General features: G+C 42.0%; 26 protein-coding genes and 1 pseudogene. 11 read left to right on the top strand and 16 right to left on the bottom strand.

The annotated features are described in order from the left end of the window. Nucleotides 1-46 precede the first annotated feature (46 nt). Together V7K85_RS19770 and V7K85_RS19765 are read left to right on the top strand one after the other, a co-directional pair. Nucleotides 47-997 (top strand): UDP-glucuronic acid decarboxylase family protein, encoded by a 951-nt coding sequence (locus V7K85_RS19770; protein ID WP_334815746.1) that lies wholly within the window; start codon nucleotides 47-49, stop codon nucleotides 995-997. Between the two features lie 148 nt (nucleotides 998-1,145). After that, a complete protein-coding gene (locus tag V7K85_RS19765; protein ID WP_334815744.1) occupies nucleotides 1,146-2,537 on the top strand; it encodes a UDP-glucose dehydrogenase family protein in 1,392 nt (463 codons plus the stop codon). 309 nt (nucleotides 2,538-2,846) lie between these two features. On the opposite strand, the gene V7K85_RS19760 is transcribed toward V7K85_RS19765, so the two are convergent. From V7K85_RS19760 to V7K85_RS19750, 3 genes are read right to left on the bottom strand one after another with little or no spacing between them, the layout of a single operon-like run. Continuing rightward, the gene (locus tag V7K85_RS19760; protein WP_334815742.1) at nucleotides 2,847-2,996 is read right to left on the bottom strand and encodes a hypothetical protein; all 150 of its coding nucleotides are present in this window, start codon (nucleotides 2,994-2,996) and stop codon (nucleotides 2,847-2,849) included. A gap of 9 nt (nucleotides 2,997-3,005) precedes the next feature. Next, nucleotides 3,006-3,341 carry a DUF5615 family PIN-like protein gene (locus V7K85_RS19755; RefSeq protein WP_334815740.1) on the bottom strand — a complete coding sequence of 112 codons (336 nt, stop codon included), beginning with the start codon at nucleotides 3,339-3,341 and terminating at the stop codon, nucleotides 3,006-3,008. After that, nucleotides 3,338-3,652, bottom strand: a complete 315-nt coding sequence (locus V7K85_RS19750; RefSeq protein WP_334815739.1) for a DUF433 domain-containing protein — start codon at nucleotides 3,650-3,652, stop codon at nucleotides 3,338-3,340. Before V7K85_RS19750 ends, V7K85_RS19755 begins: the two co-directional genes overlap by 4 nt. Before the next feature lie 67 nt (nucleotides 3,653-3,719). Between V7K85_RS19750 and V7K85_RS19745 the strand changes: the two genes are divergently transcribed. After that, nucleotides 3,720-3,956 (top strand): hypothetical protein, encoded by a 237-nt coding sequence (locus tag V7K85_RS19745; protein WP_334815737.1) that lies wholly within the window; start codon nucleotides 3,720-3,722, stop codon nucleotides 3,954-3,956. Nucleotides 3,957-4,104: 148 nt separating this feature from the next. Here the strand turns inward: V7K85_RS19745 and V7K85_RS19740 are convergent, their stop codons facing one another. Further along, a complete protein-coding gene (locus V7K85_RS19740; protein ID WP_334815735.1) occupies nucleotides 4,105-4,899 on the bottom strand; it encodes an LmeA family phospholipid-binding protein in 795 nt (264 codons plus the stop codon). A gap of 343 nt (nucleotides 4,900-5,242) precedes the next feature. Between V7K85_RS19740 and V7K85_RS19735 the strand changes: the two genes are divergently transcribed. Then, nucleotides 5,243-5,557, top strand: coding sequence for a hypothetical protein (locus V7K85_RS19735; RefSeq protein WP_334815733.1), 315 nt, complete (start codon nucleotides 5,243-5,245; stop codon nucleotides 5,555-5,557). Nucleotides 5,558-5,801: 244 nt separating this feature from the next. Here V7K85_RS19735 and V7K85_RS19730 read toward each other — a convergent pair whose 3' ends face one another. The 5 genes from V7K85_RS19730 to glyA all read right to left on the bottom strand — a co-directional run bounded on the left by V7K85_RS19730 (nucleotide 5,802) and on the right by glyA (nucleotide 9,943). Then, nucleotides 5,802-6,413, bottom strand: coding sequence for a hypothetical protein (locus V7K85_RS19730; RefSeq protein ID WP_334815731.1), 612 nt, complete (start codon nucleotides 6,411-6,413; stop codon nucleotides 5,802-5,804). 10 nt (nucleotides 6,414-6,423) lie between these two features. Then, a complete protein-coding gene (locus V7K85_RS19725; protein ID WP_334815729.1) occupies nucleotides 6,424-6,846 on the bottom strand; it encodes a PIN domain-containing protein in 423 nt (140 codons plus the stop codon). After that, a complete protein-coding gene (locus tag V7K85_RS19720; protein ID WP_334734290.1) occupies nucleotides 6,833-7,093 on the bottom strand; it encodes a CopG family transcriptional regulator in 261 nt (86 codons plus the stop codon). The genes V7K85_RS19725 and V7K85_RS19720 overlap by 14 nt, the downstream gene beginning before the upstream one ends. 48 nt (nucleotides 7,094-7,141) lie before the next feature. Then, nucleotides 7,142-8,392 (bottom strand): competence/damage-inducible protein A, encoded by a 1,251-nt coding sequence (locus tag V7K85_RS19715; RefSeq protein ID WP_334815727.1) that lies wholly within the window; start codon nucleotides 8,390-8,392, stop codon nucleotides 7,142-7,144. A gap of 267 nt (nucleotides 8,393-8,659) precedes the next feature. After that, nucleotides 8,660-9,943 carry a serine hydroxymethyltransferase gene (gene glyA, locus V7K85_RS19710; RefSeq protein ID WP_334815725.1) on the bottom strand — a complete coding sequence of 428 codons (1,284 nt, stop codon included), beginning with the start codon at nucleotides 9,941-9,943 and terminating at the stop codon, nucleotides 8,660-8,662. A 754-nt stretch (nucleotides 9,944-10,697) separates the two neighbouring features. Between glyA and V7K85_RS19705 the strand changes: the two genes are divergently transcribed. Both V7K85_RS19705 and V7K85_RS19700 read left to right on the top strand, forming a co-directional pair. Next, a complete protein-coding gene (locus V7K85_RS19705; RefSeq protein WP_334815723.1) occupies nucleotides 10,698-11,018 on the top strand; it encodes a hypothetical protein in 321 nt (106 codons plus the stop codon). A gap of 327 nt (nucleotides 11,019-11,345) precedes the next feature. Beyond that, nucleotides 11,346-11,501: a hypothetical protein gene (locus V7K85_RS19700; protein ID WP_334815721.1), complete on the top strand. Its 156-nt coding sequence runs from the start codon at nucleotides 11,346-11,348 to the stop codon at nucleotides 11,499-11,501. 140 nt (nucleotides 11,502-11,641) lie between these two features. Here the strand turns inward: V7K85_RS19700 and V7K85_RS19695 are convergent. Beyond that, nucleotides 11,642-11,898 (bottom strand): annotated as a pseudogene (locus V7K85_RS19695) (TonB-dependent receptor domain-containing protein); the annotation flags it as partial. A gap of 151 nt (nucleotides 11,899-12,049) precedes the next feature. Between V7K85_RS19695 and V7K85_RS19690 the strand changes: the two are divergent. Both V7K85_RS19690 and V7K85_RS19685 read left to right on the top strand, forming a co-directional pair. Beyond that, nucleotides 12,050-12,796 carry a hypothetical protein gene (locus V7K85_RS19690; RefSeq protein ID WP_334815719.1) on the top strand — a complete coding sequence of 249 codons (747 nt, stop codon included), beginning with the start codon at nucleotides 12,050-12,052 and terminating at the stop codon, nucleotides 12,794-12,796. Between the two features lie 9 nt (nucleotides 12,797-12,805). Continuing rightward, nucleotides 12,806-13,438: a DUF4231 domain-containing protein gene (locus tag V7K85_RS19685; RefSeq protein WP_334815717.1), complete on the top strand. Its 633-nt coding sequence runs from the start codon at nucleotides 12,806-12,808 to the stop codon at nucleotides 13,436-13,438. Nucleotides 13,439-14,330: 892 nt separating this feature from the next. On the opposite strand, the gene V7K85_RS19680 is transcribed toward V7K85_RS19685, so the two are convergent. The 3 genes from V7K85_RS19680 to V7K85_RS19670 all read right to left on the bottom strand — a co-directional run bounded on the left by V7K85_RS19680 (nucleotide 14,331) and on the right by V7K85_RS19670 (nucleotide 18,276). Beyond that, nucleotides 14,331-14,579 (bottom strand): hypothetical protein, encoded by a 249-nt coding sequence (locus V7K85_RS19680; protein ID WP_334815716.1) that lies wholly within the window; start codon nucleotides 14,577-14,579, stop codon nucleotides 14,331-14,333. A 29-nt stretch (nucleotides 14,580-14,608) separates the two neighbouring features. After that, the gene (locus V7K85_RS19675; protein WP_334815714.1) at nucleotides 14,609-15,088 is read right to left on the bottom strand and encodes a hypothetical protein; all 480 of its coding nucleotides are present in this window, start codon (nucleotides 15,086-15,088) and stop codon (nucleotides 14,609-14,611) included. A 368-nt stretch (nucleotides 15,089-15,456) separates the two neighbouring features. Further along, nucleotides 15,457-18,276, bottom strand: coding sequence for a M16 family metallopeptidase (locus tag V7K85_RS19670; RefSeq protein ID WP_334815712.1), 2,820 nt, complete (start codon nucleotides 18,274-18,276; stop codon nucleotides 15,457-15,459). 353 nt (nucleotides 18,277-18,629) lie between these two features. On the opposite strand from V7K85_RS19670, the gene V7K85_RS19665 reads away from it, so the two are divergent. Next, nucleotides 18,630-19,094 carry a hypothetical protein gene (locus tag V7K85_RS19665; protein ID WP_334815710.1) on the top strand — a complete coding sequence of 155 codons (465 nt, stop codon included), beginning with the start codon at nucleotides 18,630-18,632 and terminating at the stop codon, nucleotides 19,092-19,094. A gap of 237 nt (nucleotides 19,095-19,331) precedes the next feature. Here the strand turns inward: V7K85_RS19665 and V7K85_RS19660 are convergent, their stop codons facing one another. Beyond that, on the bottom strand, nucleotides 19,332-19,592 hold the full coding sequence (locus V7K85_RS19660) for a hypothetical protein (protein ID WP_334815708.1): 261 nt from the start codon (nucleotides 19,590-19,592) through the stop codon (nucleotides 19,332-19,334). 105 nt (nucleotides 19,593-19,697) lie between these two features. On the opposite strand from V7K85_RS19660, the gene V7K85_RS19655 reads away from it, so the two are divergent. Both V7K85_RS19655 and V7K85_RS19650 read left to right on the top strand, forming a co-directional pair. Continuing rightward, nucleotides 19,698-20,117, top strand: coding sequence for a type II toxin-antitoxin system VapC family toxin (locus V7K85_RS19655; protein ID WP_334815706.1), 420 nt, complete (start codon nucleotides 19,698-19,700; stop codon nucleotides 20,115-20,117). Nucleotides 20,118-20,150: 33 nt separating this feature from the next. Beyond that, a complete protein-coding gene (locus V7K85_RS19650) occupies nucleotides 20,151-20,279 on the top strand; it encodes a type II toxin-antitoxin system RelE family toxin (protein ID WP_334815704.1) in 129 nt (42 codons plus the stop codon). An 80-nt stretch (nucleotides 20,280-20,359) separates the two neighbouring features. Here V7K85_RS19650 and V7K85_RS19645 read toward each other — a convergent pair whose 3' ends face one another. Next, nucleotides 20,360-20,836, bottom strand: coding sequence for a Uma2 family endonuclease (locus V7K85_RS19645; protein WP_334815702.1), 477 nt, complete (start codon nucleotides 20,834-20,836; stop codon nucleotides 20,360-20,362). A 173-nt stretch (nucleotides 20,837-21,009) separates the two neighbouring features. Further along, nucleotides 21,010-23,103 (bottom strand): prolyl oligopeptidase family serine peptidase, encoded by a 2,094-nt coding sequence (locus tag V7K85_RS19640; protein WP_334815700.1) that lies wholly within the window; start codon nucleotides 23,101-23,103, stop codon nucleotides 21,010-21,012. Nucleotides 23,104-23,209 lie beyond the last annotated feature (106 nt).

The raw sequence follows: 23,209 nt of genomic DNA, 5'->3' as shown, positions 1-23,209 counted from the left end.
TAAGTGCAATAGCTACCGAAAATATTTGTAAGTAACTGGGAAACCTATGAGAATTTTGGTGACGGGCGGTGCTGGGTTTATTGGTTCCCATCTCATCGACCGACTAATGACTGCTGGGCATGAATTAATATGCTTGGATAATTTTTACACTGGTCATAAACGCAACATTCTTAAATGGTTAGGTCATCCGTACTTTGAAATGATCCGCCACGATATTACCGAACCAATTCGGTTAGAAGTGGATCAAATTTATCATTTAGCTTGTCCTGCTTCACCAGTACATTACCAGTACAACCCAGTTAAAACCGTTAAAACTAACGTAATGGGAACACTAAATATGTTGGGGCTGGCTAAACGTGTAAAAGCTAGGTTTTTCTTGGCTTCAACTAGTGAAGTATACGGAGATCCAGAAGTTCATCCCCAAACTGAAGAGTATAGGGGTAGCGTCAATCCCATTGGGATACGTTCATGCTACGACGAAGGTAAAAGAATTGCTGAGACTTTAGCATTTGATTACTACAGACAAAATAAAGTTGATATTCGAGTTGTGCGGATATTTAACACCTACGGGCCAAGAATGTTAGAAAACGATGGTCGGGTGGTGAGCAACTTTATAGTTCAAGCCTTGCGGGGTAATCCTTTAACCGTGTACGGAGATGGTTCGCAAACTCGTAGTTTCTGCTACGTTTCCGATTTGGTAGAAGGATTCATCCGCCTAATGAATGGCGACTACATTGGCCCAGTAAATTTGGGCAATCCTGGTGAATACACGATTTTACAATTGGCACAAGCTGTGCAAAATATGATCAACCCGGACGCGCAGATTAAGTTCGAGGCACTACCTTCGGACGATCCCCGGCGTCGCCAGCCTGATATTACAAAGGCAAAAACTTGGTTAAATTGGGAACCTACCATTCCTCTGCAAGAAGGGTTAAAACTGACAATAGAAGATTTTCGCGATCGCATTCAAAGTGATGTCAATAATTCAACCACCTGAGTGACGCCTAGCGTCGCTCTGAATTTTCATGCAGGCTCACCCTATCGGTAGCAAGTATGCTTGGTGGCTGAGTTTACTGCCAGTGTGTAAGTGTTATATTGAGAACTTCTTTTTGAAGACTAACCCTAAAAAAGCGAGGAGTTAAAAAATGCGTGTTTGCGTGATTGGTACTGGTTACGTTGGTTTAGTTACAGGTGCTTGCTTAGCTCATATTGGACATGATGTAATTTGCGTAGACAACAACGAAGAAAAAGTTAAGTTAATGAAGTCTGGGCAGTCCCCAATTTTTGAGCCGGGACTCTCAGAAATTATGCAGTCTGCCATTCAAACAGAGAAGATTCATTTTACTAGTGATCTCGCTGCTGGAGTTTCTCACGGAGAAATTCTGTTTATTGCTGTAGGAACACCACCTTTACCTACTGGTGAAAGTGATACTCGTTATGTCGAAGCTGTAGCCCGTGGGATTGGGGAAAATCTTAACGGTGGTTATAAGGTGATAGTGAATAAATCTACAGTACCCATTGGCTCAGGTGACTGGGTGCGGATGCTTGTTCTAGATGGGATTGCAGAGCGGCAAAAAACACTGATACTCGCAGGTGGAGTGCCGAATGATCAGAAATTACCTGAGTTTGCAGCCGAGTTTGATATAGTGAGCAATCCAGAATTTCTGCGCGAAGGTTCGGCAGTTCACGACACCTTCAACCCCGATCGCATTGTACTAGGAGGCAATAGTCAAAGGGCAGTAGCCTTAATGCAACAACTGTATGCCCCCATTGTGGAACGCAAGTACGCTGAGGATCAATCTTTACCCCCTGTGCCAATTCTGGCAACAGACCTGAGTTCGGCGGAGATGATCAAATACGCCGCTAATGCTTTTTTAGCCACTAAGATTAGTTTTATTAACGAAGTTGCTAATATTTGCGATCGCGTCGGTGCTGATGTCACCCAAGTAGCCAAAGGTATTGGTCTAGACTCCCGCATTGGTAACAAGTTTTTACAAGCTGGTATTGGTTGGGGCGGTTCTTGCTTTCCCAAAGATGTCTCCGCCCTGATTCACACTGCTGATGACTATGGTTATGAAGCCCAGCTACTGAAATCCGCTGTCAGTGTTAACGAACGTCAGCGGTTGATTGCTTTGGAGAAACTCCAACAAGTTCTGAAAATTCTCAAAGGCAAAACAGTCGGACTACTCGGACTGACTTTCAAGCCAGATACCGACGACTTGCGCGATGCCCCAGCACTCAACTTAATTGAGCAGCTAAACCGACTGGGAGCCAAAGTCAAAGCCTACGACCCCATAGTTTCCCAAACAGGTTTACGTCATGGGCTTTCCGGTGTGCTAGTAGAAACCGATGCCGAAAGACTAGCTGACGGCTGCGATGCTTTAGTACTCGTTACCGAATGGCAGCAGTTCAGCACTCTCGACTATGTGAAGATGGCAAAATTGATGGCCCACCCCGTTATCATCGACGGTCGCAACTTCCTCGACCCCGAAACACTCATCCGGGCTGGATTCCAATATGTAGGTGTGGGAAGATAGATAGTTTTGAACTGACGCAAAAAGATCCTCTAACCCCCCTTTATAAGTCCGCGAAGGTCTTGAAGACCACTAAATCTTTGAAGTGGGGGTGCAAAAACGCCGTTTATTTATCTACCAGTCGTCAGAATTAATGCTCAATTCTGACGACTGATGCTTTTATTCTGTTTTGATAATTTGGGACTGAATTTAAAATTTGTAGCTATTTTCAATGAAGTAAGTAAGTGATCACTCTTGAAGTTTGAATTGAAAGGCGATTGCTGTTTGATATGGCATTGATATAGTTATGAGGACGTGATCGCTTGTTTTTGGTTATGGATGAAATAGAGCGATCGCCCTTATGACTATCCAAAGTACGTAGGCGTAGCCCCCGTAGGTATCGCTTGTTTTTGGTTGTGGATGAGATGGAGCGTAGGCGTAGCCCCCCGTAGGTATCGCTTTTTTACATTTGAATAAAACCAATCACATCTTTCACAGAAATTCAAGTTGATTCTTCATATCTTCAGGCTCAAGAACTTCCCAGATTAAAATTAAACTCGTCAATATTTCACCAATTGAGCGGCGGTTCTGAGCGCAGTAAGTTATTCCTGAGTGGACAACACCACTTTGATGAAGCACCAGAAAGTCATCATCATGAGTAACAATTACCCGATTCTGAGAAAGTGCAAAAGCAACCTGTTCTGCATCTGATGCAGCTATCAGTCTTGTTTCTGGTGTAGTCGTCACACCAATACGACGGCGACGCAAACCCTCTGCTATAGCATTACTAACATTCTCGTCTAGATGGAATCGAATTTTCTGTGTCACGCTCGACTTTTTAGTTTCTGTTGCAGAATCGAAGGAGTTTCAGCTTGTAATTCTTTTACAAAGGCTTCACCTTCTGCAATTTGTTGTCTAATATCATCTAAATGATCGTGGTAATAAGCTAAAGCCGCATAAACATCAGCTAAAGTAATACTGGGATAATGATAAACGATTTCGTCAGGGGAAAGCCCCATCCTTTCATGCCAAATAACAATATCTTCTACTCTAATTCGGTGTCCAGCAATGCGCGGTTTACCTCCACACACACCTGGAGTAATTTCAATATGTTCTGAGATTACTAATATCTTAGACATCTGTGTTTATTATCCAAGGAACATTCATATAAGGATAAACTATATCCTAATTATCCACTGATTAGCGATGTCTAACGACAAGCCCTTCGGGTTCGGGGGTGAGGCTCCTTCTCCCAAGGGGAGACGCTACGCGAACGTCGCAACCGCTTGCGCTAACGCAATCGACGGGGACCGCCTTCTCTGCGAGAGGCTTCGCCAACGCGGAGCGTCTCGTAGAGAAGACTGCGACTCCCTCACCGCTACGCGTCTACGCCTTTCTGTTTTTATAGATAATGGACTGCGATCGCTCATCTATCGTCAATGAATATAGGGGTTTAGCATCGCTTATTGGTTGTGGATGAAATAGTGCGTAGGCGTAGACCGCCTTAGGCATCGCTTTTTAGGCCATATTTCGCAGATTTTTTCTGACTAAATCTGAAAAAAATTTGGTATTTTTACGTGAAACTCTCAGATTAAGTGCTACTTGGAATACGTTCAATTTCAGCATATCCACTGAAAATAAGTTTTTGACCTTCAGTTTCTAATCGGTTGAGCCGCATTTTCACTCCATCAAGGTCAAAACGATCCAAATCAACCATATTATCCAAAATTTCTACCAGCGCCACGCTCAAAGTTTGCGAAATTTCCCGTTGGGCTTCTGGCACTTGGTCAAGTTCAATTTTCGGATCTTTGAAAGAAACTCGCCGCCGCCTTTCAATGCCTATAGTTAGAATCATGCTCAGGGGTACAAGTTCGCCATTGTTTAAATCTGCTTTTGCTACAAGCTGTAAGCGATTTTCAGGTAATAGCTGTACCTGAACTTCTGTAAATGAGACTGGTTCACCGCCAGATAATGCCGTCAAGGCTGGTACGGTGAGGTTAAGTAGGCGCTTTTTCACCAGTTCAGCACTAAAGGCTTGGTTGATGCCTGCTTCTGATAGAATTACTTGAGCGATCGCTTGAGTGGGTTGCTTGAGACTGAGTTTGCCCTTTAAAACCGAGCCGAAGTCAATGGCAACCGCATCGGTTTCAAAAGACATCTCCTCTACTGCGAAATCTCTCCGAATTACCAAGCCACGACCGCTCATTTTGAAGCTATCAATGCTGCCTTGCAACAGTTTGCTGGAGGGATAGCAGCGCACAAAAACTTCTACTGACTCGCTTTGGCTAAACAGGTGGCGAATCGTTTGGCTGGCGACTGTGTTGAGCATCCGCTCTCCCCAATCAGTGCCTTTTGGATCTTGTAAACCAGTAAGTCCGCCGAACATGTGGTTTTTAGTCTCTAGAAGTTCTTTGTACTTTTGTAACAAACTGTGAAGAATACAGCAAGCGATCCCGTGATTAATTGTGCTGATGGGTAGAAGTGGGATAGCTGATGGTTACAAGTTATCTGTATCAGATGTTACTTACAAGTTGATGTGGGAATAATTGAACTAGGTTATCAGAAAGAATCTCACCAGTACTAAGTATGATACAGCTAAACATTTTAGAACTTGGGTACTGGGCATAATCTCCATTTTGTCACATGTAGCCCACAACCTATACAACAGCGTTGCAACTTTTAGCTTTAGTTTGGGCAGTATAAAAAGAACACTGCTTTATGAAAACAAAATGGAAACAAGCACACTGAGCTTATTAGAAAAATGTCAAGAAAACTTTCCGTATATAAGATGGACAGGAGACAAAGACAGTAAATGTTGTACAGGAATCATAGAAAATACTCTATTTAGTGTTGATGTAACTAGCGTAGAGGGACATTCTAGTGTCAAGCTAAAAATTGATATGAAAGAACATGCAATTGATTTAATTGGAAAGTCTTCGAGCGAAGGCAAGCCAATAGAAGCTTTGTTTGCTGAGTTTTGTAGTGATTGGAAAGACCTTAACTACTTATTAAACAAAGCATTAAACATAACGACTAAAGTTTAACTATAGCAAGGGACTTCCAGTTAAAAAAATATCCCATAGTAGGGGCGCAAGACCTTGCGCCCTTACAAATCCACAAATAATTTGGAATAATTGATTTTTTGCAAGTCCCTAATTTTGGGAACTGTGTAAAAAATCAATTTACCCAAGTGTGACATAATTCCCTTTAAGTCACAAAATCGCTGAAAAGCATGATTGTCTTATGGGGATTCACTGTAGAAAATATTAATGTGATAGTGTTTCATCTTTAACCCAGTATCGCCACCAAAATACGAACCAAATCTTCTATGTCAGCAGGAACACGATATAAATTAAGGTCTTGAGTTATTTGTTTACTTTCTCGATTCAATAAACCAAATTGCCAGATATCCCCTGTAGAAACAGCTCCCTGTAAATTTGGCTCTTGAGAATCAGTCCACGCATCAATCGCAATCAGTTCTACAGCAAGCTGGGTAAAACCTTTTGCCAAATCAGCATTTTTAGCTTCCACAACTAAAAGGTTATGGTCTGCATGGAGATAATAGTCAAGGGAACCTTTTAACTGTTCTGTAACAATTAAAGGATATTCGATTCTAAGTTGGGCGCGGGTGTAATGAACAATATCCAATAAAATTGGGGCAATTAGTAACTCTCTGCGGGCTGCTTCACTAGTCAAACTAATATATGGCAGACTCTCCTCAATCCTAGATTTGAGATTTGCAAGTCTGTCTAATTCAATGTTGGACTTTTGTTGATTGAGAGAGGAACGTTTTAAAGAATAGCCAAATTCAGCCAGTATGTCTTCTGGCTCGAATGCCATCTCAAAATAGCTTCTGAAAGTATATGAGTGATTTGGTTGCAGGATGGGAGTTTTGCTCATAGCTGCATGATTAAACCTCCAACTCAATCAGATTTTCAAACGAATGGTGGTTTTTCCATCGGTAAGCATTAAAATCTCTAAAATCTATAGACAAAATTCTTCCATGCCCCAGATGTTCTGCTAAAACCACTAACGAAGCATCGGCAAGATCCATTGGTAAGTTCGCATATTTTTTTATCAGTTCACAAATACGTTTACCATGATGGGGTTGCAAATCAAAAACCGTAAAGACCCCTAAAAATAAGTTATTAATGAAACTTACTTGGGCGCGATCGCCCATTGTTGTTAAGAGTAAATAACAAGTTTCTGTAACAACAGGCCAAGTCGTCATCAGAGGTTCATTGAGATTAGCAAGTACCATTATTACTTGAGTGTGGTACGAGTCATTGCGATTTGCCAATGCTAACCAAAAGCCAGTATCAACGATAACCATACTTAGCTTTTAAGCCATCTCTCAAAATTGATTTGTAATTTACAGACAGATCCGGATGTGCCTCACCGCAACCAATAAAGCCTGTTTGGGTCAACATTGAGAAAGGATTCTTTTGCTGCTGCTGAAGTTGTTGGTAGTACAATTCAAGGGCAGACTTAATCACATCTGTTACTGCCTGATTAGTCTGCTGTTGAATATAGGCTAGTTTGTCAGCAGACTCGTCATCTAATCGGGCATTTATTCGCATCGTTATGCTCTCTTGTCATACATTTGTATGACAAGACTAACATATCTGCTACCTCGTCAACAACTTCCGGCGCAGATTATCCAACGCTGCATTTGCACTCACATGACGAATTAGAGCGCGTCCTCGCACTGTACCAAACTGATACTCAAAACTTGCTACTTCATCCTTTGACCCAGCCAAACCAACGTAAACTAAACCCACCGGCTTAGTATCTGTACCTCCAGTTGGGCCAGCAATACCAGTGATACTCAATCCCCAAGTTGTAGCAAGGCGGGTTTTAACTCCAATTGCCATTTGCTCTGCAACGGTAGCACTTACCGCCCCAAATTTATCTAAATCTTCCTGGTTAACCCCCAGCAGCCCAACCTTCACCGAATTGTCATAAGAAATTACTCCACCCCAAAAGTAATCAGAACTCCCAGAAATCTCAGTTAACATTTGCCCCAGTCCGCCACCAGTGCAAGATTCTGCCACTGAAAGCGTTTCTTTTGATGCAAGCAACAACTGACCGACCACGGAAGCAAGGGTATTATCATTGATGCCGTAAAAATCTAGTCCGGCGATTTCTTTAATTTGTTTCTCAATGGGCGCAATTAAGGCTTCTGCTGCTGCTTCTGAATTCGCTTTAGCAGAAACTCGCAATCTTACTTCCCCCTTACCTGCATAAGGGGCTACTGTGGGATTTGGCAACTTCAAATAGGAAGCAACCTTTTCCGCCAAAGCAGATTCACCAATACCCCAAAACTTTAAACTCCGGCTATAAATAATTTCTTTACCCCAACCCTGACTTTTGAGAAATGGGACGGCTGTTTCTTCCCACATCGGATGCATTTCACTGGGAACACCGGGAAAGGTAAAAATCGTGATTTCAGGACGGGGTTGCCAGATGATACCGGGTGCTGTTCCAGTGGGGTTGGGTAGAATTTCTGCACCTTGGGGAATCAAAGCCTGCTTGCGGTTACTTGGTGACATAACCCGACCACGTTGGCCGAATTTCTGGATTATGTCTTCGATGATGTCAGAGCGTTCTACCAACGGGACTTTAAAAAAATCGGCGATTGTTTCACAGGTGAGATCATCTGGTGTCGGGCCGAGTCCACCAGTGAAAATGAGAATTTGCGCTCTGGAAATAGCAATTTCTATAACTTGCTTCAACCGTTCTGGATTATCCCCAACCACTGTTTGATAGTAGTGGGGGATACCTAGTTGCGCTAATTGTTGCGCCAAAAATTGAGCATTGCCGTTGAGGATATCTCCTAACAGCAGTTCAGTACCAACACAAATAATTTCTGCACTCATTGGAAGGAATAGTTAGGACTTGGAAGTTAGGAGTTAGGAGTTGGAAGTTTGGAGTTTGGAGTTTGGAGTTTGGAGTTATAGCAATTCTATGTTGAGGTTGCGCTTTGTTTAAGGTATTATGGGCAATTCATGAATTGCCCCTACAGGGTGTTGTTTTGCGTAAGTCCCATAGGCACATCTTCATACAGAATTGGTATTAAGAGTTAGAAGTTCAAAACTTAAAACTCATCACTCCTAACTCTTAACTCCTAACTCCTAACTCTCATCTCAGGCTAGGGCTGGTACAGGAATTTCTAGGTGAGGATATAAGGGGAAGCGATCGCACAATGCTGCTACCCGTTGCCGGCAATCTTGGGTTACTACGTCGGAAGCTGGAGAAAGCAGGCGATCGCTAATAATATTACCAATCTCGGTAAATTCTGCTACTCCCAAGCCCCGCGTGGTCATTGCCGGCGAACCTAATCTCAGTCCACTGGTAACAAATGGCGATTGTGGATCAAAGGGAACAGTATTTTTGTTAGCAGTAATATTCACAGTACTGACTAGCTGATCCGCCTGCTTACCAGTTAGATCGATAGAGCGTAAATCTATCAATATTAAATGGTTATCAGTGCCATTTGACACTAGTTTTAAACCCCGGTTTTGCAGTTGTTCTGCCAAAGCACGAGCATTTTCAATCACTTGGGCAGAATAGGTTTTAAACTCAGGCTTCAGGGCTTCTCCAAAAGCTACTGCCTTACCTGCAATTACGTGTTCCAATGGCCCGCCTTGGCTGCCAGGAAAAACAGATTTATCTAGCTTTTTACCTAATTCTGCGTCACGGGTCAAGATTAAGCCACCTCTAGGGCCGCGTAGAGTTTTATGGGTAGTTGTTGTTACTACATGACAATGAGGAATGGGATCGGGATGAAGACCACTAGCAACTAAACCAGCAATGTGGGCAATATCGCCAAGAAAGTAAGCGCCGATTTCATCAGCAATGCTACGGAACTTTTCAAAATCAATTATCCGGGGATAAGCCGAATAACCACAAATCAGCAGCTTAGGACGCTCCCTCAGCGCCAGCTCCCGAATTTGGTCGTAGTCAAGTTGTTCTGTTTGTTGGCTGACACCGTAGTGGCTAACTTGGAACCATTTACCTGAAACATTTACAGGTGAACCGTGGGTGAGATGTCCCCCATGAGACAAATCCATCCCCATAATTTTGTCCCCTGGTTCTAGCAGCGATAGGAAGACTGCAAAATTGGCTTGTGCGCCAGAATGGGGTTGCACATTCGCATGAGCTGCACCAAATATCTGTTTAGCCCGGTCGATCGCTAGTTGCTCGATTTTGTCGATAAACTCACAACCGCCATAGTAGCGTTTACCAGGTAATCCTTCAGCATATTTATTTGTCAGTACCGAACCTTGAGCCGCCAGTACAGCGGCGGAGGTAAAGTTTTCACTAGCAATCAACTCCAAGTGGTCTCGCTGACGCTGTAGTTCGTCGTTGATTAACTCTGCGATCGCCGGATCACTGGAGGAAAGAAAGTCTGAATTAGTCTTAGTCACTTCAATTATCCTTATAGAAGTTTGTACAACGGCTGATTTTGGTTGGATGTAGCACCCAAGTTACAGTCAAGTGTCCATGCCCAAAGTCTATAGTTCAATGGTTTTTGACTGCTTTAGAGCGGCAATTAATCGTCTTTGCAGTATGGAGGTTTATTTGTGCCAACTTATTTATTATTAGACTCAAGCTCGATTAATGCATTAATGATCATAACCTTGCTTTTTGAACCTGCGTTAGTTGAAGTTTTCTGCGATCGCTCCTCTGTCAAACAAAGTTGAGCGTTTCAGTATAACAGCAAAGGAAATTCTGAGTCAGAAGTTGGGAATATACAAAGACAAGGGACGGTGTAAAAAAGTGGGCTGGTGGTGGGATTGTCAGTTTAACGTGAGTTCGACGAACTAAAAAACAATAACAGGCAGAGCAGCTAAGTCTTGTGGGTAAAGTTTAAATCCAAAGTGCCAATTCATAGAATTCTTGCGCCATTGTTAAGCGATCGCTTTTATCATCTGGGCCATCGCTCCTCTGTTCAGAGCGATCGCTCAATTCCTATTTGCAAAGGGAGGAAGTTGGTGGTGGCTGCTTCTCGTTAGTAAGCTCAACTCAACGTTTTAGTGTTTGTTGACAATTTTCTTCAATCATAAATTGGTTTATGAGGTAGATGCTGCTTAGATTCTTGGCTAATAATAAGTCGTTTGTTGATAAAGATTATTAACAACTATACAATAATATTTAGTTTAGGATTTTTAGGAGTATTCTATGTCACTTGATCTGACACCAACAGACAACCTGCCGGATCAAATCGTCTACGTCTTGCTCGATAAGATTAAACACGATGAAGAAGGGCAGCGAGATGTTAGCTTTTTTGCTGAGGACTTCCAGGGGAAACAGGTTAATCGAGAAGAATTGCTTGAGTTACTAAATCGTCTTAAGGAGTCTGGATACTTCATCGGTGAAATTGAAAGCAACCAAGCCAATCCAGAATCAAGCTCGTCAACCCTTCTGGCGACCTGTAAGAATGCAGAAATAACGACAGATGGTCGAGCAATCTTAAAAACCATATATTTCAAGCCGGTGTAGCAGCTTCTGATGCCTGTCTTGAAAAGTTCAGAGACGCTCGCGGACTCGCTACCGCTGCGCTAACGGCGGGAAACGACGCGATACACTTTTACTTTTCGCTGCGTCGTTGGCGTAGCCTCTCGTAGAGAAGAGGCTGCGCTAACAGAGCGGCGGTTCCCGCCGCTCCACGCCAGAATATTCCGATGCAAGGCGACAAAAACGCACTGGCTCGACTTTTCGCTGCGGCACCAACGCCGTCAGCCGGCGCTCAGATTTTTCTCCTCATACCCCTAATCTTTCACCTTCACTGTTGTTATCCGCACCGTATTGGTTCTTCACTTCCAGAATTTGAGAGGCGATGCCTGTCTTGAAAAGTTCAGAGCGGCGGCTTCCGCCGCTCCGACTTTTCGCTGCGGTGGGCTATGCCTACGCTATTTGACACCAGAAGAAAAGGCAGAACAAGAAAGAATCCGCACAGAAAAGTTAGCGTGGTATTTGCGCTGAAGCAAGCTACGCGGAGTGTCTGCAAGAGTTGCGGCTTGTCGTTAGACATCGCTTAGCATCGACTCTGATAATATACTTAGTGAGTAATATAGCGATCGCTCTCTTCACGTCATGCGATCGGCTGCTATCATACTCAGTACAGGATCATTAGTCAAGACGTTTGAGCGCGTTAGGTCATAAAAGGCAAGTGTCGCAGACAGTCGATCATTTAAATCTGCCTTGACTCCGACTTCATACTGAGTACCGCGTTCTGGTTGAAATGCACTGCCATCAAAGGCAGTTCCAGTTACCGGGTTAAATGCTCGACTATAGCTGGCATACAATGAAATTGCTGGAATCGGCTAATAGACAATGCCCGCACGGGGACTAAATGCATTATCGATTGCTTTTGTTCTGTGTTGAAAACCCGCTTTTCTGCGGTTTGTGTGAGGACAAAAAGCGAGAAAAAGCTGAACGCCTCGGCAATTGACTGTGCGTAATACAACGCTTGCGGAATATGACTGCGAAGTTCTACGCTGGAAAACTTAAGCAGTCAGTATTTTTGACAAATGAAAAATTGTTTGGAACTTACCTTTGACAGTGGACAAACAGCATTAGCTATTCGAGTTGAGCAAGAAGCCGAATTACCAGATGCTCTTGAGGCTATAGGGCTTGGCAGTTCGCGTTCTGTTTTAGTAGTGGTGGGGGGTGCAAGTAACATCAGTGAAGCCGACTTTCTCCGCATTCAACGGTTGTTTACGGAAGTTTTAGCCCCCATCGCCGAAAGTTTGGGGACTTATGTTGTGGATGGGGGTACGGATGCGGGAGTCATGCAATTGATGGGTGAGGCTCGTACCCAGATAGGTGCTAAGTTTGCTTTGATTGGTGTAACACCCGAAAGCAAAGTGGCTTTACCTAATCAACAAGAATCTACTGCTGATTTGACACCTTTAGAGCAAAACCATACTCATTTTGTACTGGTTCCTGGCAATAATTGGGGCGACGAGTCTGCTTGGATATCTCGCGTTGCAACTGTGCTGGCCAATAACGCAGCTTCCCTGACTGTACTTTTGAACGGTGGTGAGATTACCTTTGAGGATGCATTTTCTAGCGTTAATACTGGAAGGTTAGTTGTTGTTATTGCTGGTAGTGGTAGAACCGCAGATATACTTGCAGATGCCTTGCGTGGAAAGACTACCAATGAGCGAGCTAAAAAGTTAGCTAAATCTGGTACATTACAATACATCGACTTAATCGACATAGAGAAGGAAGTTGAAAACTTAGGCAAAATAATTAAGAATTTGCTTTCTAATTAGGAGTTAATAATGGCCAAAAAAGATAGTTATCATGAATTTTTAAAGCACGATTTTAACAAGTTATTTGAAGGGATCAAGTTAGGCGATGTGCAAAGACATTTTTTGCGATCGCGCTGGTTAGACCAAGTACTCTGGATGGAAGCTAAGGCGAATTTGTCACGCAATCGCCATTATTTTTTGCGAATAACAACTATTGTTGGTGGTGTAATTCTCCCAGCATTAGTAAGTCTAAACATTAACACTACTCTAAAAGTTAACAATATTGAAACTAATACTAGACTCAGGGATGTCATTATCTGGTCAACTTTTGGTTTGAGCCAAGTAGTTGCTATTAGTGCTGCCATTGAAGAGTTTTTTCACTATGGAGAACGTTGGCGACACTATCGCCGTACAGTCGAATCTTTGAAAACCCAAGGGTGGCAATTTTCGCAGTTGACAGGGCATTATCGTAATTATACAAATCACGAACAGGCATTTAATCTTTTTGCAGGTCAGGTAGAAGATATTATTCAACGAGATGTGGAAATATATGCCACTCAAGTTGTACAAGAAAAGAAAGAAGAACAACAGAGTCAGGAAAACTATATGGTGATACCAAATACAAAGATAACCAATTTGGAAGAAAAGAAAGAGGAAAAATAAAATCAGGAAAACAATATACAGCAGGAATTTGGAGTAAGATTTGCTCTACTTCCCTCCTTTTTAAGGACGGTTAGGGAGGAATACGCTTGGGTTAGGCATTTTCTTCTCTCCCCATGCTCCCCCTACTTCCCTTGCTCAAGAACAGCTTGCCTCAACAGATAATTTTCCTTAATTGAACTGTATTGCGTTAGGGAGGATCAAGCTCATCTACGATCACTAGAAGCTAGATATTATCGCTTTTTTAAATAAACTCTCCCCCGTTAGATAAAATATGGGGAGAGCTAGAACTAAAGTCTGGTATGGTAATCGGGCTACTTAAGTCTTTATTATTTATAGACTTTATCTTATTCCTGCTTAAGACAGATAAATATCTCATTGAAATTCTATATTCTTAGCTTAAAATAAATCCCCATTGCTATCTATAAATGGGGAAATATGAGTTAAAGTTCGTCAGGTGATCGAAATATCTATTCCTTTTTTCTTGTTCCTATCTTTCTCAATTCCTCCATTAGTTAGAAAAATATATTATTAATATGTTAATTTATATATCTCTCAGCAATTTAAGGTGGATATCTTTTAAATATAAATAAGGAATTAAAATTCAGAATTTTGAATTTTAGATGAAAAACATAATTAAAATAATTATTATTATCCTCTTTATGTGTTATATAGATAATATATAAAATATTTATATCATAAGGTAGATGCACCGATACTAAATCGAAAAACTGCCCATTAAATATTTGACAAACTCTTGGATTTCTTTCTTGGGAAAAGTATTAATTCCCAACATCACTTCAATTATGTAGAGCACACCAAGCAAAAAAGTTATTAATACCAGACAATATCTGATTAGTAAGATACTATTTACAGGTGTAAAAATTGGATCTTTTCAGTTCTGTCTTAACTTCTTTTCCTTGCCAAATAAAAAAACTAGATAAAAGCGCTTTTTAATGAATGGGATAGAAAGCCTGATATCCACAGCATGACGCTTGTTAACCCGCTCACTAAATACCTTTTGTAATTCTGTCAATTGGGCATCGGTAAAGGTAGCTGCTACTTGAGGAGGAATGCAGACGAAAAACTGTTGTAGAAAAGTGTCATTTTTGGACGAATGTTTAGTTAAACGGTTTCTAGGCATATTGTTTTTATTATCGGTGTGAATAGGCTTTAAAACATCGGACTGTGTACATCATCCCAACACTTTTCATCATGCCAAGTTCTGTTAGTGTGTTCGCATTCAGATTTATCAACAATCCAAGGAATAGATGTAGGGTAAGGCGAAGTGGAGATGGAAGAAAGTGAAGACCAGAAAAAAGAGAAAATAGTGAAGCTACAACTCAATAGAATAGTTAAAAATCCTATTAAGAATATGATATTGCCTGTATTGAAAAGAGGATATCTAGCTTTTTCATTTCGCAAGCGCTGTTGCGAACGACGTTCCGAACCTGCTAATAAAACTAGATAAAATCGTAGCCTTGGAATAGGGAGTGAAAATCTTATATCTAAAAAATGACGAGCCCCAACTTGAGAGCCGAAACCTCTTTGTATGGCTTTTAGTTGCTCATCAGTGAAAGAGTCTGCTACTTCCGGACTAATCTGAGAAAAAAGTTGTTCAAAAATAGGATCAATATGTTCTCGACTTTTCATAATTGTGGTATACTGGATGCGGACATTCTAAAAGTAACACAATTTTATAGCTCAGTCTTTGATATTTTCACTTAAAAGTTATCAATTGATAACTTAATATAAATTATTGGTTTACGCTTTAATTACTTAATTTTAGAGATGAATTTACTTAATATATTTTTCATTCTTCCCTAAAGTCTAATCTAAAAAAAGTTTTGATAAATTTTCGGTGATCGCAATTAGTAATATATGGCAATACACTTAGGTCAAGCTTTACCCTAAACGGTATTGCTCAATAGACTGCTAAGAAAAATCCGAATAAAAGCAAAAGGTCTAATCTCAGCCAACATGTAAAGGCGCAAAGCATATCTTTGCGCCTTTATATGAAATTACGATCCAACCTTGGGTACAGTATCTCCAGGTCCGGTGGTGACAATTACCAGATTTTCCGGCTTAATAAAATCCTCAATTGTCTTTTGTACTTGAGCCATAGTGACTGCTTGAATCCGCTGCGGGAAGTCTCGGATTTCTGATCGTGAAAGTCCCAAGACAGCATTATCCAAAATGATGCTTGATACATCACTGGGATTAGCTAAATCCACGGGGTAGCTATTGGTAATAGAGCGTTTTGCCGCGTTGAATTCAGCCTCAGTTACACCTTGTTCGCGCAACTGTTTGAGTAAAGCCACAGTACTGGCGATCGCTTTTTGGGTATCTCCAGGAGCAGTCTGCATCTGAATCAAGAACGGGCCAGGATTGATTCCGGCGGCAAAACCACTATAGATACCGTAGGTCAGACCTTGGCGATCGCGCACTTCCGTACCCAAACGGCTCGATAAGGTATCACCACCCAAAATTTGATTTAGCACTAGGGCTGCATAAAAATGCGGGTCTTTCCGAGAGATGCCGTTGTAGCCGATGTAGGTAACAGCCTCTGCTTTACCAGGAATTACTTTATTTAAACGTGTCAAAGTTTGCGGGAATGGCACGGTTGATATTTTGAGCACAGGTGGCTTACCTGTGGCTTGCCACTTGCCAAACGCCTGATTGAGCAAAGCTTTGACCTTAACTGGATCAAAGTCTCCAACTAAGGCGATCGTCGTGTTATCTGGTCGGTAGTGTGTCTGGTAAAAGCCAAGCAAATCATCACGAGTAATACTCTTTAAGCTCTCGAAGGTGGGAAAGCTGTGGAATGGATGATTTTCTGGGTAAATTGCTTGCTGAAATACTTGTCGTCCCAGTCCTCTGGGGTCATCTAACTGGACTTTGAGACTTGTCAGTGCCCGCTGGCGACTCAGTTCTAACTGGTCGGCTGGGAAAGTGGCGTTTTCTAACACATCTGCCAGAGTTTGAATCAATATCGGCAGATTTGCTGAAAGTCCCTGACCACTAATACTAGCTCCCTCGCGGCTGGCACCGAAGTTCAAATCGGCTCCTCGGTCTTCTAAGGTTTTTGCTAGGGTAAGAGCATTTTTAGTCTGCGTCCCGTTCATTAAGTTGTTCGCAGTCAGATTCGCTAATCCAGCTTTTTGATTGCCGTCAAATTCAGTACCGGCGTCAATTTGTCCACTCAGGTTAATCGTGGGGAGGTTGCGATCGCTTAACAGCAAAACCCGCAAACCATTATTTAAGGTAAACTCTTCTGGTAATGATTGTTTGCCCGAATCTGTAGCTGATGTGGCCGGTGGGAGATATTTGGCCAGTTCTGCTGGATCTACAGGCTTACCGGGGCTGAAATTTTCCACCGTGCGACCAGAACCAGCGCTGGAAGTTCCTGGTTTACCATCTGGTTGAGTTGGCTCAAAGAAGCCGATGGTTTGTTTAGCCGGATTGAGGTAAGTTTTTGCTGCTTGCTGCACCTGGGCTGGGGTGACTTTAGCGATCGCTGCCAGATACTTTTCAATAAAACGATAATCGCCCGCGACAGTTTGGTTATATCCCAGTTGGCTAGCTTGACTAGTGATGTCTTGGTTACCCAAGACTAAGGAGGCTTGCAGTTGCGTCTTCGCTCGGTTCAACTCTTCTGTGGTGATGGGCTGCTGTTGCAATTTTGCTAAAGATTCCTGGAGCACCTGGGCAATTTTCCCTAACTCTTGACCCGGAGCCGCCGTAGCATTAATTTCATACCAACCTGGTTCGATCAGTTCGGCAGCACCGCCACTCACTGAACTGGCAAGTCCAGATTCCACCAAAGCCTGGTAAAGTCTGGAACTGCGTCCGCCTGTGAGGATGGCATCCATCACATCAATTGCTGGCACATCGGGATGCTTAATGTCTGGTAAAGGATAGATAGCTTGTAGCAATGCTGCACTTCCAGGCTGCTTGAGAACAATCGGTGCTTTTTTCGCAACAGGGGTAGCTGGGGAAGCGTCGGCGAGGGAAGAAGATGCAGAGAAATTATCAAGTGCTTTCCTTGCCTCATCAAGTACCTTGTCCTCTTTTACTCGTTGCGATAACTTACCAAAAGTTTCTTTCACTACTTTGAGTACAGGTTCTGTGGCAAAATCCCCTGTAATCACCAACGTGGCATTTTCTGGGCTGTAGTAGGTTTGGTAATAATTCCGCACCTGCTCTACCGTGAATTTTTCTACATCTGCTTTTGTGCCTCCCACAGGTAAGCCATAGGCTCTGGTAGGGAAAGCATCTCGCATCACTTCCCGATTCAGACGATAGCCTGGTGAATTTTCGTACCCCTGTAACTCGGAGATCACCACCCGCTTTTCACTTGTCAGTTGCTCAGGCCCAACTAAGGAGTTTTCCATGCGATCGGCTTCTAGTGTCAACAATGCTTCGAGTTTGTCTCGTTGCACTGTGCCAAAGTAAGCTGTTTCGTCATAACTAGTAAAGGCATTGAACTGGCTACCCAAGGCACTAAACAACCTTCCAAACTGCACTGGACGGTCAGTTGTACCCTTGAACATCAAATGTTCTAGCTGGTGAGAAATGCCATTCTCTCCCTTAACCTCGTTACGTGAACCAACTTTATACCAAACTTGTACGCTCACTACTGGAGCGGTATGGACTTCCTTAGTTAGCACTGTTAAGCCGTTGTCCAATACCTTTTTTTGTACCCCTTGGGTGAATGAGAGAGCAGATACAGGTGTGACTGCTGTCGGTGTTGCAGCATTCGTGAAATTGCCCGAAAAAGGCACAATACTTAGCAGAAGGCTAAATAAAAACCCGATAAGCATATATAAGCGTAACTTCATAAGCAATGCAAAATTCAAAATCTCTAATTATAAAACAAAACTCTAGTGCCGGTTTGAAAAAGTCAAAAGACTTACATTTTTAGCTTTTTCACCATTTTCAATGGTAGCTTTATTTCTGCTGTTGAGTACTAAAGACTAGGCACTTGGGACTAATATTTTTTTACTTAGCATTTTTTCAATACAGATGTGACTTTACGCACGATCACAAATTATTGCAAGTATATTAACAATGGTTGCAATGTCTTCCAATTGACTAGCTTTTCGGAATATCTACCTCTAGAATTGGTTCAATTCCTATTGTTATCCCATCAATACAAGGTATCTCTGTCAAACTAGCAATAACTTTTTGAGACATGCAAACAAGAAACTTAATTGCATCATTCACACTAGGTATAACATTAACAACAATACCTGTATTATCTAATGCCTCGGAAGTAGTACCGAATTCCTACCTGCTTCAAGGGAAGAATGTCAGCATTACTTACACAACGACAAGCTTTGATGGCAAGCCCCGTTTAAACTATAAAGACCAGCAACAGACATTAAACTTTGTAGGTAATCAGCAGATACGTAGTGTAAAAACAGAAATTGGTACACTAGTGACTGTGACTATCCGTAAGACAGTAGATACTGGCAACACCTCATTTACCTTCCTCTTACCCGCTGTAAACCTGATACTAGGCAACCAAGTTAAAATTCAAACTGAAGGAATCACAACAATAAACCGCTTTTCTGTGAACCCTAAATTAAACCAGGGGCAAACACAAACTTATACAATAATCCCTTTGACTGGTACAGCCCAAGCTCTTCTGTTTTAACCACACAAGAAGGATAAAGATATTAAACTTCTTGCTCAGATGGAGCAAAGCGGTAAGGGTGAAGGTAAACAATTATTTACCTTCACGCTTACCGCTTAAGCTGATTCTCTTTGTAAGGTATAGGGATTAAATAGGCTTTAGATGACTTAACGACCAAGCTAACCCGCCCAAAGAGAGCTCGTTCCTCACTCCCTTTGGCGGTCGGATGCAGCGCCTTGTTGTGCCAATCTTGAGTACTCACGGCTGAAACTCCGTAAGCAGTTGAACCGAACGCAAAACTTCAGGTGAATCTGGCTGGCTGCTGAATAATTCCTTCCATTCCGAGTTACTATTCTCAAATGTAGTGCGTGCGCCATAGGCAGCCATATCTTCATATTCAATGACCAAGATGAGGGAATCCGTATCTGGGCCTGGAACAGCATTGCGAAACAGACGCACCGACTTGGGCATGACTGCGCTGTTGAACTTGGGGCTGGCTGCTTCTGCCAGTTTGGCCATGAAATCGTTGATTCTGCCCGGCTTGACCAAGTAAGTGAAGACAGCGAAAACGGCCATGAGATTCTCCTTTTATTTTCCGCCGGAAATTCTAACACATCTAGAGTTTTGTGTTTAGATACCAGCGTTTGGATTCCCTATCTTGTACCAGAAGTTTATCAATCTCAGTTCAGAAAACTAGTAACAGAAGCCTTAAGTTTGAGTATACACTTAGTGGCTCCAGCTTTTGCTTGGGCAGAAGTAGGCTCTGTGCTCAGAAAGAAAACCCGCATGGGAGTAATTACAACAGAGGAAGCACAAGGTTTTTTTGAAGACTTCTGCGAACTGCCTATTGATTACATTGAAGAAGAGGCTATTAGGGCAAGAAGTTGGGAAATTGCAGAGCAATATGGATTATCTACCCTTTATGATGCGGCATTTCTTGCTTGCACCCAGAGTGCGTCTGCGGAGTTTTGGACGGCTGATGCTGCACTGGTTAGGCAACTCACACCCAGACTTGCTTATCTCCGAGAAATAGGGGAAATATAGCAGTATACTCGTAATTATCCTAATATAAAACCTTTGAAAGGTGAGTTATCAGGTTATTATCGTTATCGCGTAGGTGACTATCGGGTTATTTATCAAATAGATGATGACTTAAATCAAGTAACTATTATTTTAATTCAGCATCGAAGTAGAGTTTATGAATAATTTGAAAATGTATTTTAAAAATAGATAGTCTAGGCGATGCCTACGGCGGTAAACTACGCTCTCTTTCATCTTCTCTACAATTACCGTTTAATGTACTTAGGAAAATTAGGAACTAACAAAGATTGCTTTAATTCACCTTGCTCATTATAGAATTTCATTTTACCTTGTTCATTACATAACCATACTTCAACAGCTTGAGCTTCTAAATATAAATTTCTTTTAAATTCCATTTCTTCCAAAGTGTTACCACTGGATTTAACTTCTACACAAATTTCTGGTGCAATAGATGCTGATACTTCATCTTCAATTTGAGAAAATCGTTCCTCTGAACACCAGACAACATCAGCAACTTTCACACCGTCTGATGTGTTGATAGCACATTCTGGCATTACTTCTCCTGTATTCAAGCAAGATTCTAATAAACGTTGGATTCTTCCTTGATAAAAAGAATGTTTAATTTTGACTGGGCTCATTACAATTTGACCCCATTTATTTAATTCAATTTTGAAAGGTAAATCTTGTAATTGTTTGTGTTCACAAACTTCTTCCCATCTCATAGTTAATATTTGGCTAGAGTGATTGATTTAATTTTAACTCATCTATCAATATCGAGTCTCCTCCTCTCATTGCTGACATTTACCGTTGATTGATAGCAAAAACACTCACGCAAAAACGCAAAGTTTATTTGAGCGGCTTGGCGTATTTGCGTGAGATAATCAGTTACATTATTCTAAACTTCAACATTCAAAGTACGCACCAAAAAAGCCCATTTATCTGCGGCTTCCTCAATAATCTTAGCCGTGGGTTTACCTGCACCATGCCCTGCTTTAGTCTCAATTCTAATTAGCGTTGGTGCATCACCTACGTGAGCTTCTTGCAAAACGGCGGCAAATTTGAAACTATGAGCAGGGACAACGCGATCGTCATGATCGGCTGTGGTAATTAAGGTTGCTGGGTAAGCTGTATCTGGTTTGATGTTGTGTAGTGGCGAATAAGCATACAGCGCTGGAAACTCTTCTAGATTATCTGCTGAACCATATTCGGAAGTCCAAGCCCAACCGATGGTAAATTTGTGGAAGCGCAACATATCCATCACCCCGACTGCTGGTAAAGCTGCACCAAACAAATCGGGACGTTGTGCTATGCAAGCACCCACTAATAAGCCGCCGTTACTACCACCTGCGATCGCCAGCTTATCAGTCTTAGTATATTTGTTAGCAATTAACCACTCAGCTGCGCCAATAAAGTCATCAAAGACATTCTGTTTTTTATCCTTCATTCCTGCTTGATGCCATTCTTCGCCGTATTCTCCACCGCCGCGGATATTGGGCATAGCATAGACACCACCCATCTCCATCCATACCAAAAGACTTACAGAAAAACCAGGTGTCATTGAGGCATTAAAACCACCATAAGCATAGAGATAAGTGGGATTATTTCCATCTAATTTAATGCTCTTTTTATGAGTAATAAACATGGGGACTCTAGTACCATCTTTGCTATCATAAAAGACTTGTTTAGTCTCATAATTATTAGGATTAAAATCTACATCTGGCTGGCGAAAAATAGTACTTTTACCAGTTATCATCTCGTAGCGATAGATAGTTCCTGGTGTGGTGAAACTGGTGTAAATATAAAAAGTTTCGGTATCATAACGCTTCCCTCCAAAGCCTCCGGCTGAACCGAGTCCAGGTAGTTTTACCTCGCGAATAAACACACCTTTAAGGTCAAAAATTTTAATTTGGCTGTGAGCATCTTTGAGGTAATCTGCAACAAATTGGTTATTAAGTATGCCTACACTTTCCAACGTTTCTGCTGATTGGGGGATGATTTCTTGCCAATTTTCTGGCGTAGGGTTTTTGGTGTCAATCGCAATAACTCGTCCCCGTGGTGCATTTAAATCCGTGCGGAAATAAAACAGGCTATCATCATTGTCAATAAAGCTGTAATCTGCCTCAAACTGGTTAATTAGTTCTACGACTTCCGCATTAGGGTTAGTCAAATCTTTGTAGAAAAATAAATTCTTGGGGTCAGTTCCCAGCCAAATTGAAATTATTAGATAGGTTCCATCTTCAGTAACACCGCCACTAAAACCCCATTCCTTTTGGTCAGGACGATGATAAATTAGTACATCTTCTGATTGGGGTTTACCTAGTTGATGATAGTAGAGCTTTTGATAATAGTTGACATCTTCTAATTGAGTTTTTTCATTCGGCTGATCGTAGCGACTGTAAAAGAAACCTTGATTATCATGTGTCCACGATGCACCAGAAAATTTAATCCACTTCAGGTGGTCTTGCAGGTCTTCACCAGTTTCAACATCACGGACTTTCCACTCTTGCCAATCAGAACCAGAGGCGGATAAACCGTATGCCAAAAGTTTACCATCTTCGCTAATAGACAATCCTGAAAGAGCAACAGTGCCATCTTCTGAAAGTTTATTAGGGTCGAGTAAAACTTTGGGTTGGTCGTCGAGGGTTTTTAGGGTGTAGAGGACACTTTGGTTTTGCAGTCCGTCATTTTTGAAATAAAAGTAGCGTTCGGTGGAACCGTCTGGCAGAGATTCGCCTTCTTTAAAAGGGATACCATATTTTTCATAATCCCAAAGTTTGGTGAGCCGTTGTTTAATTTTTTCCCTGCAAGGAATTTCACTCAAGTAGCCAAAAGTAACTTGATTTTGTGCCTCAATCCAAGTCCTTGTTTCTTCAGAGTCAGGATCTTCTAACCAACGGTAAGGATCGGCGACTAAAGTACCGTGGTAGTTATCGACTTGATTGCTCTTGTGGCTGGATGGGTAGGCGAGGGGTTTTTCAAAGGAGGGCATAATCTCAGGTCAAAAGTGTTTCTTTACATACTACAAAGATAGACCCAAGACGTGGAACTCCAGTCTCTGGCTCTTAATGCTCCTAATTGGGCTGCTGCTACAAGTC

This window comes from Nostoc sp. (assembly GCF_036917615.1).
Lineage (GTDB): Bacteria > Cyanobacteriota > Cyanobacteriia > Cyanobacteriales > Nostocaceae > Nostoc.
This window is presented reverse-complemented; position numbering and strand designations above follow the sequence as displayed.

Excerpts from the sequence above, each read along its gene's own strand:
- V7K85_RS19770 (WP_334815746.1), top strand. The coding sequence starts at position 47 with ATGAGAATTTTGGTGACGGGCGGTGCTGGGTTTATTGGTTCCCATCTC.
- V7K85_RS19765 (WP_334815744.1), top strand. The coding sequence starts at position 1,146 with ATGCGTGTTTGCGTGATTGGTACTGGTTACGTTGGTTTAGTTACAGGT.
- V7K85_RS19750 (WP_334815739.1), bottom strand. The coding sequence starts at position 3,652 with ATGTCTAAGATATTAGTAATCTCAGAACATATTGAAATTACTCCAGGT.
- V7K85_RS19745 (WP_334815737.1), top strand. The coding sequence starts at position 3,720 with ATGTCTAACGACAAGCCCTTCGGGTTCGGGGGTGAGGCTCCTTCTCCC.
- V7K85_RS19740 (WP_334815735.1), bottom strand. The coding sequence starts at position 4,899 with ATGTTCGGCGGACTTACTGGTTTACAAGATCCAAAAGGCACTGATTGG.
- V7K85_RS19735 (WP_334815733.1), top strand. The coding sequence starts at position 5,243 with ATGGAAACAAGCACACTGAGCTTATTAGAAAAATGTCAAGAAAACTTT.
- V7K85_RS19730 (WP_334815731.1), bottom strand. The coding sequence starts at position 6,413 with ATGAGCAAAACTCCCATCCTGCAACCAAATCACTCATATACTTTCAGA.
- V7K85_RS19725 (WP_334815729.1), bottom strand. The coding sequence starts at position 6,846 with ATGGTTATCGTTGATACTGGCTTTTGGTTAGCATTGGCAAATCGCAAT.
- V7K85_RS19720 (WP_334734290.1), bottom strand. The coding sequence starts at position 7,093 with ATGCGAATAAATGCCCGATTAGATGACGAGTCTGCTGACAAACTAGCC.
- V7K85_RS19715 (WP_334815727.1), bottom strand. The coding sequence starts at position 8,392 with ATGAGTGCAGAAATTATTTGTGTTGGTACTGAACTGCTGTTAGGAGAT.
- V7K85_RS19705 (WP_334815723.1), top strand. The coding sequence starts at position 10,698 with ATGTCACTTGATCTGACACCAACAGACAACCTGCCGGATCAAATCGTC.
- V7K85_RS19690 (WP_334815719.1), top strand. The coding sequence starts at position 12,050 with ATGAAAAATTGTTTGGAACTTACCTTTGACAGTGGACAAACAGCATTA.
- V7K85_RS19685 (WP_334815717.1), top strand. The coding sequence starts at position 12,806 with ATGGCCAAAAAAGATAGTTATCATGAATTTTTAAAGCACGATTTTAAC.
- V7K85_RS19680 (WP_334815716.1), bottom strand. The coding sequence starts at position 14,579 with ATGCCTAGAAACCGTTTAACTAAACATTCGTCCAAAAATGACACTTTT.
- V7K85_RS19675 (WP_334815714.1), bottom strand. The coding sequence starts at position 15,088 with ATGAAAAGTCGAGAACATATTGATCCTATTTTTGAACAACTTTTTTCT.
- V7K85_RS19670 (WP_334815712.1), bottom strand. The coding sequence starts at position 18,276 with ATGAAGTTACGCTTATATATGCTTATCGGGTTTTTATTTAGCCTTCTG.
- V7K85_RS19665 (WP_334815710.1), top strand. The coding sequence starts at position 18,630 with ATGCAAACAAGAAACTTAATTGCATCATTCACACTAGGTATAACATTA.
- V7K85_RS19660 (WP_334815708.1), bottom strand. The coding sequence starts at position 19,592 with ATGGCCAAACTGGCAGAAGCAGCCAGCCCCAAGTTCAACAGCGCAGTC.
- V7K85_RS19645 (WP_334815702.1), bottom strand. The coding sequence starts at position 20,836 with ATGAGATGGGAAGAAGTTTGTGAACACAAACAATTACAAGATTTACCT.
- V7K85_RS19640 (WP_334815700.1), bottom strand. The coding sequence starts at position 23,103 with ATGCCCTCCTTTGAAAAACCCCTCGCCTACCCATCCAGCCACAAGAGC.